This is a genomic window from Natronorubrum amylolyticum, assembly GCF_052040145.1.
GTDB lineage: Archaea > Halobacteriota > Halobacteria > Halobacteriales > Natrialbaceae > Natronorubrum.
In genome coordinates this window covers 1,123,483-1,141,146 of record NZ_JBPPFW010000001.1, presented here as the reverse complement: position 1 = coordinate 1,141,146, position 17,664 = coordinate 1,123,483, and the positions used below count along the sequence as shown (strand labels likewise).

Sequence of the window (17,664 nt, the reverse complement as noted above, 5' to 3'; positions counted from 1 at the left end):
TCGGTAGTGAGTGAGACGCGAGTACACGTCTCGTCTGGTGGAACGCTGGGTCGGGTTTCGGTAGCGCTCGGATGAGTTGCCTTTTTTGGTTACGCAGCTGATTCGGTTACGTCGAAAAACGCACTCCTCGTGCCCGAACGGCGTTCTCAATCGAGACGGACGTAACTCGCTGTGGTTACGCCGCGATCCAAACCTATTTCATCCGAGGCAGTATCGTAGTATCTATGTCGATACAACGCCGGCAGTTCGTCGCAGCGGTCGGCTCTGCGGCAGCTGCCGGAATCGCCGGTTGTACGGCGTTCAGGAGCCGGGAGGAGGGAGCGATCACCGGCGAAACGCTCCGGCTCACGACGACGACGAGCACCTACGATACGGGCCTGCTCGACGAACTCAACGCGCCCTTCGAGGACCGATACGGCGTCACCGTCGAGGCGATCGGTCAGGGGACGGGTGCCGCACTCGAGACCGCCCGCAGCGGTGACGCGGACGTCGTGATGGTCCACGCCCGCTCGCTCGAGGACGAGTTTCTGGAAGCGGGCTACGGAATCAATCGCCGAGACCTGATGTTCAACGACTTCGTGGTCGTCGGCGACGCCGACGATCCCGCGGGGGTTTCGGGGAGTACGGACGTCGAAGCGGCGTTTACCGACATCGCCGAGGCGGAGTCGACGTTCGTTTCTCGTGGGGATGACTCGGGTACCCACGCAAAAGAGCTCGGGATCTGGGACGCCGCCGGCGTCGGCGACGACGAATTCGGCGAGTGGTATCTGGACGGCGGCGGCGGCATGGGCGAGATACTCACCCAGACGGACCAGGGCGGCGGCTACACGCTCGCCGACCGCGGCACGTATCTCTCGATGCGGTCGGATATCGGCCTCGAGATCCACGTCGAGGGTCCGATCGGAGACGGTCCGGACCTGCTCGCGAATCCGTACGGCATCGTCGCCGTCAATCCGGCCGTCCACGACAACGTGAACTACGACCTCGCGATGGCGTACATCGGGTATCTCACGGGACTCGAGAGCCGCGAACGGATCGAGCAGTACGCGGTCGAGGGCGAACAGTTGTTCTTTCCGGAGGCCGTCTCCGAGGAACCGAACTTCCAGCAGTACGTCCCCGAGGGTTGGGACGGCACGGACGACTGAGGGGGCGCACGGATGGTACTCGAACTCACCACGGGCGCGCCGCTGGTCGTCGACTTTCCCTTCGAGTGGCACTACATCCGCAGCATCATCGTCGTCTCGCTGTACGTCAGTCTCGTCGCCGTCGCGCTGAGCACGCTGTGTAGTCTTCCGGTCGCCCTCCTCATCGGCTTCAAAGAGTTTCGCGGGAAGACGCTGCTCACGTCGCTCATCAACACCGGGATGGGCTTTCCCAGCGTCGTCGTCGGCCTCGTCGTCCTCTTTGCCGTCTCGAATCAGGGACCGCTCGGCTCGTTCGACCTCGTTTTCACCCCCGAGGCGATGATCCTGTCGCAGTTCGTGCTTGCAGCGCCCGTCATCGCCGGCGTGAGTCTCGCCGCGGTCAGCAGCGTCGAGCAGAACGTCCGGGACGCGGCGTACGCGATGGGCGGGACGCGGACGGACGTCGCGTTCGTCACCATCAAGGAAGCGCGCTACGGGATCGCGACGGCCGTGTTGGCGGGTTTCGGCCGTGCGATCAGCGAAGTCGGCTCCGTCCTCATCGTCGGCGGTAACATCGCCCGTTCGGACGGAACGTCGGTCACCCGGACGCTCACGACGGCGATCCAGCTCGAGGCCCGGCAGGGCCGGTTCGAGACCGCGATGCTCCTCGGCGCGATCCTGCTCGTCCTCGTCCTGGCCGTCAACGCGGTCGTCGTTCGACTCGGAAACGACGGCGGAGGGCGGTACCGATGACGCTGCGCGCGACGGACGTTTGCCACGCCTACGACAACGAGACCGTCTTCGAGGACGTCTCGCTATCTGTCTCGCCCGGCGAGGTCGTCGCCATCATCGGCCCCTCCGGCGTCGGGAAGTCGACGCTGCTGCGGCTGCTCGCGCTGTTCGACGCGCCCGACGACGGCTCGATCGAGTACGACGGAACCGACGTCTGGGCGGTCGGCGACCGTGAACGACTCGAGTACCGTCGCCGAATTGGAATGGTCTTTCAGGAAGCCAGCCTGTTCGACGCGAGCGTCGTTCGCAACGCCGAGTACGGGCTCCGAGTCAGACAGTCGTGGACGGACCGCATTCGACACGAACTCGCGAGTCTCGTCGGGGCCGAAAACGGCACCATCGAGGTGACCGACGCGCTCGCCGCTGTCGGATTGGCCGACAAGGCTGAGCAGGACGCCTCGTCGCTCTCGGGCGGCGAAGCCCAGCGCGTCGCGTTCGCCCGGGCGCTCGCGTACGAACCCGACGTGCTCCTCCTCGACGAGCCGACGTCGGACCTCGACCCGCGAAACACGGCGGTCCTCGAGGAGGCGATCCGCAACGCGCGAGATCGGGGCATCGGCGTCGCGATCGCCACCCACGACATGCATCAGGCCGAACGGATCGCGGATCGGGTCGCCGTGTTGCTCGAAGACGAGATTATCGAGGTCGGGCCAACCGAAACGGTGTTCGAGGAGCCAACCGATGAACGTGCACGGAAGTTCATCGACGGAGAGTTGATCTACTGATGACGATCGAAAAGGGCTACACCACGACACTGTCGGTCGACGGCGTGACGATCGATCGCCGCGACGTCGAGATGCTCGAGGCGATCGACGACCACGGTTCGATGCACAGCGCGGCCGACGAACTCGGCCGGTCGTACGCGCGCCTGCAGAATCGGATCGTCGAGATCGAAGACGCCGTCGGTCCGGTCACCGAACGGCAACGCGGCGGCCGCGGTGGCGGTGGGACAGTTCTTACGCAGAACGCCCACGACCTTCGCCGACGGTTCGACCGACACGCTGCCGAACTCGACGGCGTGGCCCGGGTCACGGAGTCCGTTATCTCGGGCACCGTTCGGGACCGAACGGGCGAACTCGCGACCGTCGAGACCGCCGTCGGCTCGATACTGGCGCTCGCCCCCGAGAACGCGAGCGAAGTGCAGGTTAGCATCCGCTCGGACGCCGTCGTCCTGACAGATCCCGACGAAACCCCTCGAGACGACGACACCAGCCTCCGCAACCGGTTCTCGGGGACGGTCTCGGACGTCGAATCCGGCGATGCGATCGACCGCGTGACGGTTCGGCTCGCGGACGAAACGACGTTACAGGCACTCGTCACTCGAGCCAGCGCGGAGCGACTGGGTCTCGAGGCCGGCCGGTCGATCACGGCGTCGTTCAAGGCGACGGCGGCGAGGGGGATTAGCGTGGACTCGAGGTCGGAGTCGTAGCAGGATTCCGTGCTCGACGGACGGCGTCTACTGCCGGTCGCCTCGAGCACGCCGAAACGGTTCTCTACTTATTTCTCGGATGGTCTCTATACTCTACCGGAATTTCGAACTGAATGATCGTGAGAAACGGAATTCGGTGGAAGGGATTTGAACCACGGTCGTTTCGCTCCGCTCCTCTCCCTGATTCAAATTCCTCCGCTCGCAGTCACCGCTCACCGGTGTTCGCGTGACATGCGAGGGAAGGGATTTGAACAACGCGAAGACGGTCGCTCACTCCGTTCGCGCTGCGTCTTCTCTCGTTCAACTCCTTCCATTCGATCGCTGTCGCTCGTGAATGACTCGCGACAGCGATGCGAGGGAAGGGATTTGAACCCTCGGACCTCTACAGGAGCGGGTCTTAAGCCCACCGCCGTTGGCCTGCTTGGCTACCCTCGCACAGAAGGCAGTCGTCCGTTGTCCCCGGTTCGGGATGTGCGTTTCGGTGTTCCCTCGAGCGATCGAATCGCGACCGAAGTGAGTCGCGCCCGCCGGATTGCGAACGCGAGCCCTACCAGTCGACGCTCAGCGTCCCGTCGCCGTGGGGGTCCGGCGCGATCTCCTCGTCGGTGCGGCGGTCGACGACGTGAATGCAGCCATCGTCTTTCTTCGCCGGGCAGACCTCCGCCGCGCGGACATTATGCTCGAGATCGTCCTCGCCGAAGAAGTACGTTTTCGGCTTGGCGATACCTGAGGCGATGGACATCTCCCAATTGTCGCTGACCTCGGCGCACTTGCCCGCGCCGAAGCACTTGTTGGCCTCGAAGATGATCTTGTAGGGCTTCTCCTCGATCGGCGGCGCGTCAGACGAGCCGACGTCGCTCGCGCGCTGGATACCGTCGTCGTCGCTCATTACTCGACAGTTCGGCTGCGTCGCCTTTCGCGTTACGGTCGCCGCGAGAGCGACCATCGCACCGGGCGCTCTCGAGTCAACAGCTCACGATGACGGGGCCTTCGGTTCGGGAAGATCGTACGTTACACCGGTCAGATCGCTCGAGACCTTCCACAGTTGACGAGCGGTCTCGCGGTCGTACGACCGATCCGAAGAAGCCTGTCGTTCGGGAGCGCCGCGCATGTTCAGCAGTCCGCCGGGACCGTAGTACGCGCCGCCCTCCGCGTCCGGCGCGGTCGCCGCGTACAGCGTCGGGAGCGCGCCCATCTCGGCCGACTGCGCGACCACGGTGTTCGCGAGCCGCGACGCCGCCATCCAGATCCGACTGCCGCTCTGCTCGGGGCCGCGGAACTGCAACTGCGTGTTCGCATAACCCGGATGGACCGCGACGCTCTCGGCGTTCGCGTCCGCGGTGAGCAGCCGCCGCTCGAGTTCGTACGCGAACAGGACGTTCGCCAGTTTCGACTGACAGTAGGCGTCCCACGGGTCGTACGAGTCCTCGCCCTGGAGGTCGTCGAAGTCGACCTCGCCGCGTTCGTGCATCGCGCTCGAGACGGTGACGATCCGCGAGTCGCGCCCCTCGTGGATCCCGAGATTCTCGAGCAACAGCCCCGTGAGCGCGAAGTGGCCGAGATGGTTGACGCCGAACTGGGTCTCGAACCCGTCGTCGGTCTCCGAGCGGGGAATCGCCATGACCCCGGCGTTGTTGATCAGGACGTCGATGGTCTCGCCCTCGAGGCGCTCGGCGAATGCGCGGATCGACTCGAGGCTCGCCAGATCGCAGGCCTCAACGCGGAGGTCGGCGTCGGGAACGTCCGCGCGGACGTCCGCTGCGGCGGCCTCGCCGCGCTCGGTGTCCCGACAGGCCATGACTACCGTCGCGCCGTTTCGGGCGAGTTCGCGGGTCGCCTCGAGACCGATCCCGCTGTTGGCTCCCGTGACGACCATCGTTCGGTCGTGCAGGTCGGGGACGTCGTCGGCTGTCCAGTTCACATTGTCTCTAACGCGTGCGTTCTCCCTAAACGTACGCACTGCGTTTCCCACCGACGACTCTCGGCCTCCGTTCGACGACGCTACTTGGAGTCAGCACGTCACGAAGGGTTGCCGCAAACGGCCTCACCTTCGAGGCACGAAGCCGACCGAGCCGCTCGGTAGGCGATTCGAACCTTGTCCGCCGAGTTATATTCACGAACCGATCGACAAACACTTATCAGCGCTTTCGTGGTCGGTTGCGTATCGAAATGACTTCGCGACAATCGTCGACCGTGAACCGACGAACCGTGCTGACAGGAGCCGCCGCGAGCCTCGGTACTCTCGTAATCGCGGGCTGTGCCGACGATACCGGCGACGATGAGGGAGCCGACGATGACGGTGACGAACTCGAAGAGACGACGGAGAACTCGAGCGACGATACCGACGATACCGGCGACATCGATGATAGTGACGACTCTTCGGCCGAGGTTCACGCGGAGTACGAGACGACCGAGGTAGCGGTGACGGATTCCGACGGCGAGGAACTGGGTACGGTGACGGCGGCCATCGCCGACACGCCGGAGCTGCAAGGCCTGGGACTGAGCGACACCGAGGAGTTACCCGACGACCGCGGCATGCTGTTCGTCTACGAGGCGGTCGAGGATCGCGAGTTCTTTATGCGGGAGATGTCGTTCGGGATCGACATCGTCTTCGCCGACGACGAGGGGGTTATCACGGAGATCCATCACGCGCCGGAGCCCGGCCCGGACGAGGACGGCAGCGAACAGACCTACGCCGGCCGCGGCCAGTACGTGCTGGAGGTCGTCTACGAGTGGACTGACGAGCGCGACGTCGAGGAAGGGGACCGCCTCGAGTTCGAACTGTAGCTTTCGATCGCTGGGGCGAACCGTTCGGAACGGGCGATGGGTTCTCGAACTCGAGGCGTGTCGGATTCAGTGGTTTCGATGGTCGGTAGTACGGCTTTCGTCGATCCGGACGGAGCGTGAAATCGAGCCATCCGGTTCGATACGTACATACGGTGTCAGCAGTCCCGTCCGACGGACGGCAATCGAGTCCCTTACTCGGGTGGTTCGTTCACGCTGGTCGATTCGTCAGCGCCTGACGTTCGGCGCAGCCACTCGAGAGCGGTCGCCCCACCGAGAAGTCCAACACCGGTCGTGAATCCGGGCACGCCGTCGGTATCTGTGTCGTCGCTGACGTCTGTCTCGGTTTCGTTCCCCGTATTCGTCTCGCTTTCGTTTTCGGCGTCTGTCTCGGTTTCAGCGTCTTCATCTCCGGCCTCCGAACCGTCGTTGTCTCCGCCGGCGGACCCGCTCTGGTCGTCGCCGTCGGATTCGTCCTCATCGGATTCATTCTCGTCGTCCTGATGCTGGTCGTTTTCGTCGGGTTCGCCCTCGTCGGTGTCGTCCTCCCCGTCCTGTTGCTGGTCCTCGTCTTCGGATCCGCTCCGCTCGTCGCCTCCCTCGTCCGTGTCTTCGTCGGTGCCGTCATCGCCGGAACCGTCGTCATCTTCGCCGCTTTCGTTACCCTCGTCGGGCTGGTCGTCACCGTCTTTCTCGTCTGTTTGCTCCTGGAGCGCGACGAGTTCGCCGTCGTGGTCGACGTAGATGGTCTCGCCGCTGATCGCCCGTATCGGGCCAACGGGCGCCTCGTCGGCCGATCGTACCCACCGTTCGGTCCCGTCGAACCTGTCAAGGGCGACGAGATCCGCGCTGTACTCCGCGTTCGGCGGGTGGTTCGCCTCGTCGACGTAGGCGTAGACGGTGTCGCCGGTGATGACGGTCGACACCGAACTGTAGTGAATGTCGACGTCCCACTCGTACTCGTCGTCCGCGGCGTAGGACTGCCCCGAGAACGTGTGCGGACCGCCGTCGACGTACATCTCCTCGTCCAAAACCGGCTCGATGTACTCCGAGTTGACCACTCCGATACCCTCACCCGACTCAGCATCACTGATCGAACGCTCGTACATATCGCCCCCGAGGAGGGCGCCCGCCGATGTCGCGCGGGACGGAAGGGACACCCCGCCGTTGTACACCTCGGACCGCCAGACTTCGCTGCCCGAGTCGGGCTCGAGCGCGAGGGCGACCTCCTCGGAGACGGCGTAGACGACGCCGTTCGCCGCAGCAACGTCGGTGACAAACTCGTGCTCCTCACCGTCTTCGTCCCGGATCGACTCGAGCCGCCAGCGGATCGAACCGTCGTCGATCTCGAGGGCGTACAGCGTTCCGTCGAAAACAACGAAGACGGCGTCGTAGGCTACCGTGTGCCTGCTGACGTCGCCTCGGTCTTCGGGGTCGAACTCGGTGGTCCACCGCACGCTTCCGTCGGCTCGATCGAGCGCGACGACCTCCTCGCCCGAGAGCGTGACGGTTTCGCCGGCGACTGCCGGCCCCCACGCGTCGACATCGTCGGTCTCCCAGACGACCGCCCCGTCCGCCGCCTCGAGCGCGACGACCGCGGACTCGGTTCTCGTGTAGACGGTATCGTCGGCGACGGCGACTGAGGCGCCGAATTCGCCGCGGCCACTATCGATGGCGACCGACCAGGCGGCCTCGAGGGTCTCACCGTCGAACTCGCGGGTGTCCGAAATGGACCTCGAGTGTCCAGCACCGCCGTCGTAGGAGGGCCAGTCCTCATCCGTTTCTGGATTGGGATCGCTGGTCGGATCCGGTAGCTCTGCGGCGTCGTCAGCCTCCGATCCCGCACCGATCGACGAAAGCCCGCCGAGCGAGAGCGCTGCACCAGTTGCCAGTACGGATCGTCGGTTCCACGTAGACATACGACCATGTGGCGAAACTTGTCGTAACACTATCTGGCTCTTAATGCGAGTTCGTAGCCGTGCAACTGTTTCAAACCGAACTCCAGTACCGTCTTCGCTCGACTGAGCGACGTATGCTCGGTCTGTACGCACCTCGAGATTCGAAGGGCGTCCCGAACGACGAACCCGCGCTCTGGGGTCCCGTTATTCGTCGCCGACGGAGACCGACTCGAGGACGACGTCCTCTCGAGGCCGTTCGTTCGCGTCGGTGTCGACGCTCCCGATCGCTTCGACGACGTCCATTCCCGCAGTAACCCTGCCGAAGACGGTGTGTCTGCCATCGAGGTGGGGCTGGGCCTCGAGCGTGATGAAGAACTGCGAGCCGTTCGTGTTCGGCCCGGAGTTGGCCATGCTCAAAACGCCCGCATCGTCGTGTCGGAGGTCGTCGCGAAACTCGTCGTCGAACCGGTAGCCGGGACCGCCGCGGCCGGTGCCGAGCGGATCGCCGGTCTGGATCATGAAGTCCTCGATGACGCGGTGGAAGAGAACGTCCTCGTACAGCGGTTCGCCGTCGACGTCCGCGCCCGTTTCGGGATCGGTCCACGGCCGCTCGCCGGTCGCGAGACCGACGAAGTTCTCGACGGTTCGCGGGCGCGGTCGGCGTAGAGTTCGACCGCTACGTCGCCCGTGTTGATGTGGAGTGTCGCCGTCAGCGCGTCGGCCGTCTTGGCGTCCGAAGTCGATCCGCTGTCGCTCGCGTCCGCGTCGCGTTTTACATCCTCTCCAGCGGTATTCGCGCAGCCGGCGAGGGCGAGTCCGAGAGCCGAGCCGGTCGCTGCGAGCAGCGTTCGTCGATGGAGCGGCCGATGTGGAGCGATACCGCTGGTGAGCGCGGCGACAAAATAACGATATCGGATTTCGAACTCGTCCCGAGGCGCATCCGTCGTCGGCGGAGACGGTCTCGAGGCGGTTCGCGAACGCGCACAACACGACTCAGGGCCGTCGGACTGCGTTCCGTCGGCCGTGACCACACGCGCACGGCTTTCGAACACGGGTTCACTCAAGCAGGGTCGCTATCTCCGCGACGTCGTCGACGGTCCGGAGGTCGTGCTCGAAGAACGCTCGTCGATCGCGCATCGTCTCCTCGTCCCAGTTCCACCACTCGAGTTCCAGCAGCTTCTCTCGAACCGCCCGAGGGAATCGCCACTTGATCCGTTCGGCCGGGACCCCGGCGACGACGGCGTACGGCTCGACGTCGGAACTGACGACCGCTCCGGCCCCGATGATGGCACCGTCCCCGATCGTCACGCCGGAGAGGATCGTCGCCCTGGTCCCGATCCAGACGTCATTACCGACCGTGATCGCCCCCTTCGTCGTCGGCGGAAGGTCGCTGTCGAGCACCTCGTCGTAAAACCGGATCTGTTGTGACGGTCTCCTCGTCTCGTGGTTCGTCTGCTGGAACGTCGTCTCGCGGGCGATTGCACAGTATCGACCGAGTTCGACCTCTCCGATGAGGTCACAGTTCGGCTCGAGGTTCGTCCGTTTTCCAATCGTCACGTCGCCGGCGAGGATGCAGCCTCGACTCACTCTCGTATGCGGGCGGAGATTGACCGCGCCTCGAAGCAGACAGCCCATCGCGATACGAGCGGAGGGAGCGATCTCGAGGTCAGTCGAATCGAAATACCAGTCAGCGAGCCCGTGTGTCACGGACGGATAACCCAGTACCGACAGCGTCCGTTCCACAAGGGTCTCGAGAGTCACCGTGTTCGGTGTTTCGGAAGATCAGTATAAAAAGCATCACCCGTTTTTGCACCGCACTCACGAGAGCGTCTGTTCGAGCGGTAACACTCATGCTCTAGGAATGTCCCGATGTCGGGAAGCTCCGCTCGGTGATTCGAGGGCGACACGCTCGAGTGCCGCTCGAGACCGGTGCCGAGATTACTCGTAGTCGACGGAGACCGACTCGAGGACGACGTCCTCTTTGGGCTCGTCGTTGCGGCCGGTGTTGACGCTGCCGATCTCCTCGACGACGTCCATCCCGTCGGTGACCTTCCCGAAGACGGAGTGTCGGTCGTCGAGGTGGGGCTGGGCGTCGAGCGTGATGAAGAACTGCGAGCCGTTCGTGTCCGGCCCGGAGTTCGCCATGCTCAGGATGCCCGCGTCGTCGTGTCGAAGTTCGTCGTGGAACTCGTCGTCGAACTGGTAGCCGGGGCCGCCGCGACCGGTTTCGGTCGGGTCGCCGCCCTGGATCATGAAGTCCTCGATGACGCGGTGGAACGCGACGTCGTCGTACAGCGGCTCGTCGTCGACCTCCTCGCCCGTTTCGGGGTCCTCCCAGCTCTTTCCGCCGGTCGCGAGCCCGACGAAGTTGTCGACGGTTCGTGGCGCGCGTTCGTCGTACAGTTCGACCTCGATGTCTCCCTTGTTGGTGTGGAGGGTCGCAGTAACGTCTCCCATAGCTTCGCCGACGGTGGGCCGACAGAAAACGGTAGTGGTCTCGAGTTGTGACGGCGAGCGCCGTCGAAACTCGCCGTAGTGATACGTGCCGTACCATCAGCGGTGCGCACGGACGACGCAGTTACCGGAACCGCTGTTGACAGACCCAGGTAGCCGTCGAACACCGCGCTGAGTACAGGGAACGAACGCTTTCTCCCTCGGGTTCGCTATGGCAATCCGCTCGCACGGCTTGAGGGACGCAAGGCGTCCCTCGTCGGGCGCAAACACGTCGATGACCGACTGCTCGGCCACCGGTCTCGCCGTCGGTGGACTACACTCGCTTCGCTTGTGCGGATACTGGCGTTCCACTCGCGCCTGTAATGTGTAGCGCAGTACCTTCAGCGAGTCCGCAATGCACGCTTTCAGCCGATGTGATGTACTCGACCGGTTCTTCTGGTAGGTTGTTGAGTTCGTTCCCCGTTTCTCTCCGGTGTTGGTTCCCGTACTGCAAGCCCCGCGAGTAGTGGTTTAACCGCCTGCGAGTATATTATAACTTATAGGTAAGTACTCTAAATGCTAGAATGACCTTATATTTCTCGGAAGAGTAGTACACTGCGCGAACTATTTCGCCCGCCACTGGCTGTCGGGATGTAGAACGTTCGTACAAGTGATCGCTATGAAACTAGGACTCGAGGTCGAATACTGGGTGATCGACGAGAAAGGTGATCTCACGTCGGGGGACCCGCTCGTGCAGGCACACGAGTGCGTGGTTCCGGAGTTCGTGGACTCACTCATCGAAGTCGTCCTCCCGCCGATGGAGTCACGAGTCGCCCTCGAGATCGCGTTTATCGACGTACTGAACACGGTTCTCGACGTCGCGACCGCACACGGGAAACAGCTCGTCCCGCTCGGAACGCCGCTACTCGAGGAGTCGCCGGCCGTGCGATCGAAACGGGGCGCGACGCTCGAGCGGATCTACGGCGACGACCTGCGGTTCGCGAAGAACGTCGCTGGCATGCACGTTCATTTCGACCAAACGAATTCGATCGCACAGGCGAACCTCCTCACGGCACTCGATCCGGCGCTCGCGCTCGTCGCGTCGTCGCCGTACTACGGCGGGCAGCGAACGGCGACCGCGGCGCGGGCCGCCGCGTATCGTCGCGGGATGGACGACCGGTTTCACCGCTTTCGCGAACTCCAGCCATACGTGCTGACACCGGACGCGCGTGCGAAACAGGCACGGCAGAACTTCGACTCGTTTCTGAACCTCGCCGTCGCCAGCGGGGTTCCCGAGGCCACCGTGTACGAACAGTTCTCGATCGAGAACGTGATCCACAGTCCCGTCCGGATCCGGGACGACCTTGGAACCGTCGAGTGGCGTGCGTCGGACACTGCCCTTCCGAGCCAGCTCTCCCAACTCGCGTTCGATATCGCACGGATTCTCGAGGAGGCGGCGACGAAGCCCGTGGTCGTCGGCGGCGAGCCGGGTTGCTATCCGGGAGCGATCGTCATCCCGACGTTCGAGCATCTCCGAGGGCTGTCCGACGAAGCGATCGTCGATGGGCTGACCCCTCGAGTTCGGACGTACCTCCGGTCGTTCGGGATCGATCCGACGGCCTACTCGCCGCTCGTCGAGCGTTTCCCGCTCGCCGGGACGATCTCCCCCGACGAGGCCAGGGCGATGCGACTCGAGTGTGCGCGACTCCTCAGAGCGGATGTCGACCTGCTCGATGCGGCGAAGCAGTCCGACGATCCGTTCGGAGAACGTCACGCGGCTGCCGACGACCGCCGTCTTCGGACGAACGAACTGATCGACTCGGGAGAGCGATTTCGTCGCGGTAGCGTCTAAGTTCACCCGCCTCGAGTACCGGACTCTCGCGTGCCTCCCCAGCGTCGGGTCGATCCGACGACGGAGGGACGGAGTGACACGTCTGATCCGATGGCAGCAGGCGGCCGCAGCTACATACCACCGGACGTGGAACGATAAACCATGAGCCACGGAATTCCCGAGACCGACGGAACCCACGAGACGAACGAGATAACGCTCGCACGGTTACCGTCCGGCGTGGCGCTCACGACGACGACCCACACGTATCGGGGCGCCGAGGAGGGTCCGACGCTCTACGTACAGGCGGCCCAGCACGGTCGCGAGATCAACGGAACGGAGACACTTCGGCGGTTTCACGAACGGCTGCCGCTGGAGTCGCTGTCGGGAACCGTCGTCGCCGTTCCCGTCGCGAATCCGTTAACGTTCGATCGCGTCTCCTATACGACGCCGGAGCAACTCGACAGCGTCAACGCCAACATGAATCGGATCTGGCCGGGCGACGCCGGCGGGAGCCTCCACCAGCGAATGGCCGCCCGCCTCTGGGAGGAGATCAGCCAGGCCGACGCCGTTATCGACCTCCACACGGGCAGTCCCGACATGCTCCCCCACACCGTCTACCAGGAGGGCGATACGCGGTCTCGTCGGCTCGCCGAGGCCTTCGGAATCGATCTCCTCTTGTCCGAAGAGGCCGACGACGACGCCTCCGACGAGTGGCATCGACGCGGATTCGCCGGAAAGCTCCGCGTCGCCGCCGCGAACGAAGGGATCCCATCGATCACCCCCGAACTCGCGCACAACAAGCAGATCGTCGAGGACGTCGTCGACGAGGGCGTCGACGGCTTGCTCGATGTCTGTCGGTACCTCGGGATGCTTCCCGGCGAGATCCCCGAGCGAGATCTCACCGTCGCTCGCAACCATCTGGGACAGGTTACCGCCACTACGGCCGGCTTGTTCCGACCGAAGCCATCGCTCGAGGTCGGTCAGGAGATCACCGCCGGAACGCCGATCGGCACGGTGTACGATCCGACGACGTACGAACCACTACACGAGGCCGTGGCCGACCGCAACGGAATTCTCTACGCGCTCACGCAGGAGGCGACCGTCGTCGGCGGCGACCAGCTCGCGAGCGTCGCGCTGATCCGCGAGGAGTGAGCTCAGGGAAGCCCCAACAGCGAGAAGCCGACCGTCGAGACGACGACGAGCGCGACCGTCCAGACGCCGAGTCCGACCGTGAGCCACCCGAGGATCGCTCGCGTGTCGTCACCGGCGACTACCGCGAGCAACGCCGTGAGATGGATGCCCGCGAGTATCGGGCCGGCGAGGGCGAGACCGGCGAGTCCGTAGCGCTTCCAGAGCCGTCGCGCGCGTCCGTAGCGTTTGCTCGAGTCGGTTGGGTCGGTGCCGGTCCGTCGGTACCACCAGGCGACCAGTCGCCCGTGCCCAACGACGATCGCGCCGACGGCGGTGGCGCTGCCCGCGAAGGCGGCAAGCCCCGTCGCGACCGGATCGAGTCCGAGTCCGATGGCGACCGGGATGACGACGAACGGCTCGATCGCCGGAGTCATCGCGAGCAGGAAGACGAGTAGGTAGCGGCCGAGGCCGGTTCCCTCCTCGAGGATCGTGCCGACGTCGACGAGTGCTGGAACGAGCATCGTGAAAGCCGTCCGGCCGACGGACGTATTAGTAGCCATAAACGACCGTCGGCGAAAAACCGGTTTCGATTTGCGCGTCCGGCAGCGTTCCCGGCCGAATCCGTCAGCAGGTCGAGAAGCCGCCGTCGACGACCAGCCCGTGGCCGCTGACGAACGACGCTTCGTCGCTGGCGAGGAAGAGGATCGAGTCGGCGATCTCCTCCGGTTTACCGAGTCGCTTCAGCGGGTAATCCTCGGCCATCGCTTGCTGAGCCGCTTCAGGATCGTCTTGCGTTGCCAAGTACTGATCGAGCATCTGGGTCTCCGTGAAGCCGGGACAGACGGCGTTGGCGCGGACGCCGTAGGGACCGGCCTCGGCGGCGATCGTTCGAGTCATGTTCAGGACGGCAGCCTTGGTCGTCGAGTAGGCGGCCTGCTTTGGCAGTCCGAGGATCGAGGCCAGCGAGCCGACGTTGACGATTGAGCCGTGGCCCTGTGCTTTCATGTGGGGAAGCGCGGCGGCACAGCCGTTCCAGACGCCCTTGATGTTGACGTCGATCACGAAATCCCGAACGGCGTCGTCGACGTCCTCGAGGCTCCCACCGGGGTGACCGGTGCCGGCGTTATTGATCATCACGTCGATGCCGTACTCCTCGGCGACGGCATCGACGACTTCGTCGAACCGCTCGCTATCGGTGACGTCGAGTTCGCGGAACTCGGCCTCGCCGCCGGCCGCTTCGATGTCGGCGACGGTCTCCTCGCCACCCGGCGTATCGACGTCCGTGACGACGACGCGGGCGCCCTCCTCGGCACACCGCTTTGCAGTCTCCTCGCCGATCCCCGATGCCGCACCCGTAATGACGACGGTCTTGTCTGCTAATCGCATACTCGCGACATCGGAGGGCGGCTACATAAAGTCGTTCATCATTATCGATTCGGAAACTGGTTCTGTTTGCCGAAACCTCTCGAAACCTAAACAGTGGTAAGATGGTTGAACGGCCGTTCGCAGGTCTTCAGCAAAAACCGGGATCCGCTATCGTGAACGTCGCCCGCACCGACGCGATTCAGAACGCGCGAAGATCCTCGAGCACCGACTCTGCACTGCCGTCCGCGATCACGTTACGCGCTTTTTCAAGGCCATCCTCCAAACTCTCGACGTCCTGTCGGGCGTACATCCGGAACGCGCCGTTGAGCGCGATGGCGTCGGCGAAGTCGTCGTCGCGCTCGCCGGCCAGCACCTCCTCGGTGATCGACGCCGAATCCGCGGTGACGTCGTCGACCGCGAGGTCCTCAGCCTCCATCTCCATGCCGTAGTTCGCAGTTTCGATTTCGTAGTCCTCGAGCTCCGCCTCGCCTTCGTCCCACTCGGCGACCTTCGTGTAGCCGGGTCGGATGTCGTCGTAGCCCTCCATCCCCTGGAAGAAGATAGCACGGGAAAAGGAGAGGTGGTCGCTCTCCTCGATCAGGTCGGTCATCTTCTTCGCGAACGCGAGGTGGTAGAACGAGCCGAGGTGAACGTCGGCGTTGGCGGGGTTGGCGACGGTCTCGATGGTGTTGACGAACGTCCGGACGCCCATCATGTCGCGTCGCTCGTAGAGCTCCTGAATACCGGGATTGAAGGCGGGCTGGTAGTAGAAGCCGAAGCCGGTCTCGTCGACCATCTCGGCGCTCTCGGTCGGCTCGAGTTCCGTCCGGACGCCGAGTTCGTCGAGGACGTGTTTGTACGCGGTCGCCTTCTGGGTCGGAACTCGATCACCGGAGTGGACGACGACGGGCGTTCCCGCGGCGGCGGCGACGAGTCCGGCGCCAACGCCGAGGACGGCGGAGGTGTGCTTGCCGTCGTAGTTCGCGCCGCAGTCGACGGGATTCGCGTCGGGCTCGGCGGTAACGACCGATTCCTCGAGCATGATGTCGGTGTAGCCCGCGAGTTCCTCGGGGTTGTTGCGCTTCCAGCGGTTGGCCAGCCAGAACGCGCCGAGTGTCGTCTCGTCGGGCTCGCCGGCCAGAATGCGCTGGAGGGCCTCTCGAGCCTGCTCGCGAGTCATGTCGTCGGCGGACTTTGGACCGGAGCCGACGATCTCCGTCATCAGCCGTTTGAGCGGCCACTCGCCGAACTCCTGGGTTGCCTTCGCCATACGCGCTCGTTGGGACGGGCGGCGCAAAAACCTCCCGTTTCCGGTCTCGTCTCGCCGACGAATGACGGGTTTTTCGGCCAACAACGCGACAGTCCCAGAAATCGGATCGGTCGCCACCGGTTCTACGTCGGCAACCGGCCGGGTGGCGCAGCGGCGACCTAGTCTCCGCCCGGTCTGGACCGACCCCGACACCCGCCGGCGCTCGAGCGGACCCGAAAACGATACGGTGGTGTTCTCCCTAGCCCATCCAATGAGCAGCCTCTCGGGGGAGTGGCGCGAGTCGATCGACGACGTCGACGCGGCCATCATCGACGGCTACCAGAGCGGCGTTCCCGTCGCGGAACGTCCGTTTCGCCACATTGGCTCGGATCTCGGTATCGACGAGGACGACGCGCTCGAGCGGGTCAGCCGACTCCACGACGCCGGCATCGTCCGGCGGTTCGGAGCCGTGCTCAACCCGCCGGTGATCGGGTCGTCGACGCTGGCGGCCGTGCAGGCACCCGACGACCGATTCGACGAGGTCGCCGCGATCATCAACGAGTACCGGCAGGTCAACCACAACTACGCCCGCGACCACGAGTGGAACATGTGGTTCGTCGTCACCGCGGGCTCGCGGGCGACGCGGGACGAAATCCTCGCGGAAATCGAGGCCCGAACCGGCTGTGCGGTTCTCAACCTGCCGATGCTGACGGACTACTATATCGACCTCGAGTTCCCCGTCGTCAACGCGGACCGGTTCGCACGCGAATCGATAGACGCGGGCACCGACTCCTCCGCGACCCGCATGAGCGAGGAGGCGACCGGCGACCTCTCCGCGTTCGACGCCGATCTCCTGCTCGCGATCCAGGACGGCTTTCCGCTCTCGAGGACGCCGTACGGGGATATCGCGGCCCGGCTCGAGGCGGACGTCGAGGACGTGCTCGAGTCGATCGGTCGGCTCGTCGACAACGGTTGTATCAAACGCATCGGTTGCGTGGTCAACCACGTCGTTACCGGCTTCGACTCGAACTGCATGGTCGTCTGGGACGTCCCCGACGACCACCTCGACGCGTGGGGTGAGCGCGCGGGCGGTCTGCCTTACGTCACGCTCTGTTATCACCGACCGCGCCGGCCCGAGCAGGGCTGGTCGTACAACCTGTTCACGATGATCCACGGTCGCGATCCTGACGCTGTCGACGCCAAGATCGACGAGTTGGCGACCGACTATCTTCCGGTCGACCACGAGCGCCTCTACTCGACCGAGACGCTGAAACAGACCGGCGCGCGCTACGAGGAACTCGTCGGGCAGTGACGCTACGTTAGCCGAACAAACCGACCAGCACCAGCCCTAACCCGGTCAGGAGGAGCACGCCCGCGATCATCGCGGTCAGCAACTGCAGCGAGGACTCGGCGTCCTCGGCGAGTTCGAGTCGCGGATAGAGGTGCCGGGCACCGACCAACGCACCGATCCCTAAGGCGAGTGCACTGACACCGAACGCGAGCAGTTCGGCGTTCATCGCTGACAGATACTGGCTCCGCGGTGAAAAATAGGTCTCTTCGTATCGGCTGCCGAGAACTGTCGCTGTGCCTGACGTCGGGCCACGGGAGCAACAGCGACGCGACCGACG

General features: G+C 64.4%; 17 protein-coding genes, 1 tRNA gene and 1 pseudogene. 8 read left to right on the top strand and 11 right to left on the bottom strand.

Annotated features, from left to right (window positions below):
• Positions 1–224 precede the first annotated feature (224 nt).
• The 4 genes from ACSFDB_RS05850 to ACSFDB_RS05835 are packed head-to-tail and all read left to right on the top strand — an operon-like array spanning position 225 to position 3,345.
• A complete protein-coding gene (locus tag ACSFDB_RS05850) occupies positions 225–1,145 on the top strand; it encodes an ABC transporter substrate-binding protein (RefSeq protein WP_440770067.1) in 921 nt (306 codons plus the stop codon).
• A gap of 12 nt (positions 1,146–1,157) precedes the next feature.
• Positions 1,158–1,877, top strand: a complete 720-nt coding sequence (locus ACSFDB_RS05845) for an ABC transporter permease (RefSeq protein WP_440770066.1) — start codon at positions 1,158–1,160, stop codon at positions 1,875–1,877.
• A complete protein-coding gene (locus tag ACSFDB_RS05840; RefSeq protein WP_440770065.1) occupies positions 1,874–2,641 on the top strand; it encodes an amino acid ABC transporter ATP-binding protein in 768 nt (255 codons plus the stop codon). Before ACSFDB_RS05845 ends, ACSFDB_RS05840 begins: the two co-directional genes overlap by 4 nt.
• Positions 2,641–3,345: a TOBE domain-containing protein gene (locus tag ACSFDB_RS05835; protein WP_440770064.1), complete on the top strand. Its 705-nt coding sequence runs from the start codon at positions 2,641–2,643 to the stop codon at positions 3,343–3,345. The genes ACSFDB_RS05840 and ACSFDB_RS05835 overlap by 1 nt, the downstream gene beginning before the upstream one ends.
• A 351-nt stretch (positions 3,346–3,696) precedes the next feature.
• Here ACSFDB_RS05835 and ACSFDB_RS05830 read toward each other — a convergent pair.
• The 3 genes from ACSFDB_RS05830 to ACSFDB_RS05820 all read right to left on the bottom strand — a co-directional run bounded on the left by ACSFDB_RS05830 (position 3,697) and on the right by ACSFDB_RS05820 (position 5,266).
• Positions 3,697–3,780 (bottom strand) — tRNA-Leu (locus ACSFDB_RS05830).
• A 112-nt stretch (positions 3,781–3,892) separates the two neighbouring features.
• Entirely contained in the window at positions 3,893–4,234 is a 342-nt protein-coding gene (locus ACSFDB_RS05825) for a ferredoxin (protein ID WP_440770063.1), read from the bottom strand.
• An 84-nt stretch (positions 4,235–4,318) separates the two neighbouring features.
• Entirely contained in the window at positions 4,319–5,266 is a 948-nt protein-coding gene (locus ACSFDB_RS05820) for an oxidoreductase (RefSeq protein WP_440770062.1), read from the bottom strand.
• Between the two features lie 248 nt (positions 5,267–5,514).
• Here ACSFDB_RS05820 and ACSFDB_RS05815 point away from each other — a divergent pair, with 248 nt between their 5' ends.
• Positions 5,515–6,132, top strand: a complete 618-nt coding sequence (locus tag ACSFDB_RS05815; protein WP_440770061.1) for a DUF192 domain-containing protein — start codon at positions 5,515–5,517, stop codon at positions 6,130–6,132.
• A gap of 191 nt (positions 6,133–6,323) precedes the next feature.
• On the opposite strand, the gene ACSFDB_RS05810 is transcribed toward ACSFDB_RS05815, so the two are convergent.
• The 4 genes and pseudogenes from ACSFDB_RS05810 to ACSFDB_RS05795 all read right to left on the bottom strand — a co-directional run bounded on the left by ACSFDB_RS05810 (position 6,324) and on the right by ACSFDB_RS05795 (position 10,484).
• Complete coding sequence (locus ACSFDB_RS05810; protein WP_440770060.1) at positions 6,324–8,048, bottom strand: outer membrane protein assembly factor BamB family protein; 1,725 nt, start codon at positions 8,046–8,048, stop codon at positions 6,324–6,326.
• A gap of 183 nt (positions 8,049–8,231) precedes the next feature.
• Positions 8,232–8,740 (bottom strand): annotated as a pseudogene (locus ACSFDB_RS05805) (peptidylprolyl isomerase).
• A 343-nt stretch (positions 8,741–9,083) separates the two neighbouring features.
• A complete protein-coding gene (locus ACSFDB_RS05800; RefSeq protein ID WP_440770059.1) occupies positions 9,084–9,788 on the bottom strand; it encodes a xenobiotic acyltransferase family protein in 705 nt (234 codons plus the stop codon).
• A 177-nt stretch (positions 9,789–9,965) separates the two neighbouring features.
• Positions 9,966–10,484, bottom strand: a complete 519-nt coding sequence (locus ACSFDB_RS05795) for a peptidylprolyl isomerase (RefSeq protein WP_440770058.1) — start codon at positions 10,482–10,484, stop codon at positions 9,966–9,968.
• A 655-nt stretch (positions 10,485–11,139) separates the two neighbouring features.
• Here ACSFDB_RS05795 and ACSFDB_RS05790 point away from each other — a divergent pair.
• Together ACSFDB_RS05790 and ACSFDB_RS05785 are read left to right on the top strand one after the other, a co-directional pair.
• Positions 11,140–12,312, top strand: coding sequence for a glutamate-cysteine ligase family protein (locus ACSFDB_RS05790; protein WP_440770057.1), 1,173 nt, complete (start codon positions 11,140–11,142; stop codon positions 12,310–12,312).
• 141 nt (positions 12,313–12,453) lie between these two features.
• On the top strand, positions 12,454–13,443 hold the full coding sequence (locus ACSFDB_RS05785; protein WP_440770056.1) for a succinylglutamate desuccinylase/aspartoacylase family protein: 990 nt from the start codon (positions 12,454–12,456) through the stop codon (positions 13,441–13,443).
• Between the two features lie 2 nt (positions 13,444–13,445).
• Here ACSFDB_RS05785 and ACSFDB_RS05780 read toward each other — a convergent pair whose 3' ends face one another.
• The 3 genes from ACSFDB_RS05780 to ACSFDB_RS05770 form a co-directional block, all read right to left on the bottom strand.
• Entirely contained in the window at positions 13,446–13,982 is a 537-nt protein-coding gene (locus tag ACSFDB_RS05780; protein WP_440770055.1) for a small multi-drug export protein, read from the bottom strand.
• Between the two features lie 64 nt (positions 13,983–14,046).
• Positions 14,047–14,808, bottom strand: a complete 762-nt coding sequence (locus ACSFDB_RS05775; RefSeq protein ID WP_440770054.1) for an SDR family NAD(P)-dependent oxidoreductase — start codon at positions 14,806–14,808, stop codon at positions 14,047–14,049.
• 178 nt (positions 14,809–14,986) lie between these two features.
• Positions 14,987–16,057 carry an anthranilate phosphoribosyltransferase gene (locus tag ACSFDB_RS05770; RefSeq protein ID WP_440770053.1) on the bottom strand — a complete coding sequence of 357 codons (1,071 nt, stop codon included), beginning with the start codon at positions 16,055–16,057 and terminating at the stop codon, positions 14,987–14,989.
• 250 nt (positions 16,058–16,307) lie between these two features.
• On the opposite strand from ACSFDB_RS05770, the gene ahbB reads away from it, so the two are divergent.
• On the top strand, positions 16,308–17,348 hold the full coding sequence (gene ahbB, locus ACSFDB_RS05765; protein ID WP_440770052.1) for a siroheme decarboxylase subunit beta: 1,041 nt from the start codon (positions 16,308–16,310) through the stop codon (positions 17,346–17,348).
• 7 nt (positions 17,349–17,355) lie between these two features.
• On the opposite strand, the gene ACSFDB_RS05760 is transcribed toward ahbB, so the two are convergent.
• Complete coding sequence (locus ACSFDB_RS05760) at positions 17,356–17,553, bottom strand: hypothetical protein (RefSeq protein WP_090305731.1); 198 nt, start codon at positions 17,551–17,553, stop codon at positions 17,356–17,358.
• Positions 17,554–17,664 lie beyond the last annotated feature (111 nt).

What these genes read in the sequence shown, in the direction of transcription:
- ACSFDB_RS05825 (WP_440770063.1), bottom strand. Translation starts at nt 4,234, where the DNA reads ATGAGCGACGACGACGGTATCCAGCGCGCGAGCGACGTCGGCTCGTCT.
- ACSFDB_RS05845 (WP_440770066.1), top strand. Translation starts at nt 1,158, where the DNA reads ATGGTACTCGAACTCACCACGGGCGCGCCGCTGGTCGTCGACTTTCCC.
- ACSFDB_RS05840 (WP_440770065.1), top strand. Translation starts at nt 1,874, where the DNA reads ATGACGCTGCGCGCGACGGACGTTTGCCACGCCTACGACAACGAGACC.
- ACSFDB_RS05815 (WP_440770061.1), top strand. Translation starts at nt 5,515, where the DNA reads ATGACTTCGCGACAATCGTCGACCGTGAACCGACGAACCGTGCTGACA.
- ACSFDB_RS05760 (WP_090305731.1), bottom strand. Translation starts at nt 17,553, where the DNA reads ATGAACGCCGAACTGCTCGCGTTCGGTGTCAGTGCACTCGCCTTAGGG.
- ACSFDB_RS05770 (WP_440770053.1), bottom strand. Translation starts at nt 16,057, where the DNA reads ATGGCGAAGGCAACCCAGGAGTTCGGCGAGTGGCCGCTCAAACGGCTG.
- ACSFDB_RS05835 (WP_440770064.1), top strand. Translation starts at nt 2,641, where the DNA reads ATGACGATCGAAAAGGGCTACACCACGACACTGTCGGTCGACGGCGTG.
- ahbB (WP_440770052.1), top strand. Translation starts at nt 16,308, where the DNA reads ATGAGCAGCCTCTCGGGGGAGTGGCGCGAGTCGATCGACGACGTCGAC.
- ACSFDB_RS05775 (WP_440770054.1), bottom strand. Translation starts at nt 14,808, where the DNA reads ATGCGATTAGCAGACAAGACCGTCGTCATTACGGGTGCGGCATCGGGG.
- ACSFDB_RS05795 (WP_440770058.1), bottom strand. Translation starts at nt 10,484, where the DNA reads ATGGGAGACGTTACTGCGACCCTCCACACCAACAAGGGAGACATCGAG.
- ACSFDB_RS05790 (WP_440770057.1), top strand. Translation starts at nt 11,140, where the DNA reads ATGAAACTAGGACTCGAGGTCGAATACTGGGTGATCGACGAGAAAGGT.
- ACSFDB_RS05810 (WP_440770060.1), bottom strand. Translation starts at nt 8,048, where the DNA reads ATGTCTACGTGGAACCGACGATCCGTACTGGCAACTGGTGCAGCGCTC.
- ACSFDB_RS05850 (WP_440770067.1), top strand. Translation starts at nt 225, where the DNA reads ATGTCGATACAACGCCGGCAGTTCGTCGCAGCGGTCGGCTCTGCGGCA.
- ACSFDB_RS05785 (WP_440770056.1), top strand. Translation starts at nt 12,454, where the DNA reads ATGAGCCACGGAATTCCCGAGACCGACGGAACCCACGAGACGAACGAG.
- ACSFDB_RS05780 (WP_440770055.1), bottom strand. Translation starts at nt 13,982, where the DNA reads ATGGCTACTAATACGTCCGTCGGCCGGACGGCTTTCACGATGCTCGTT.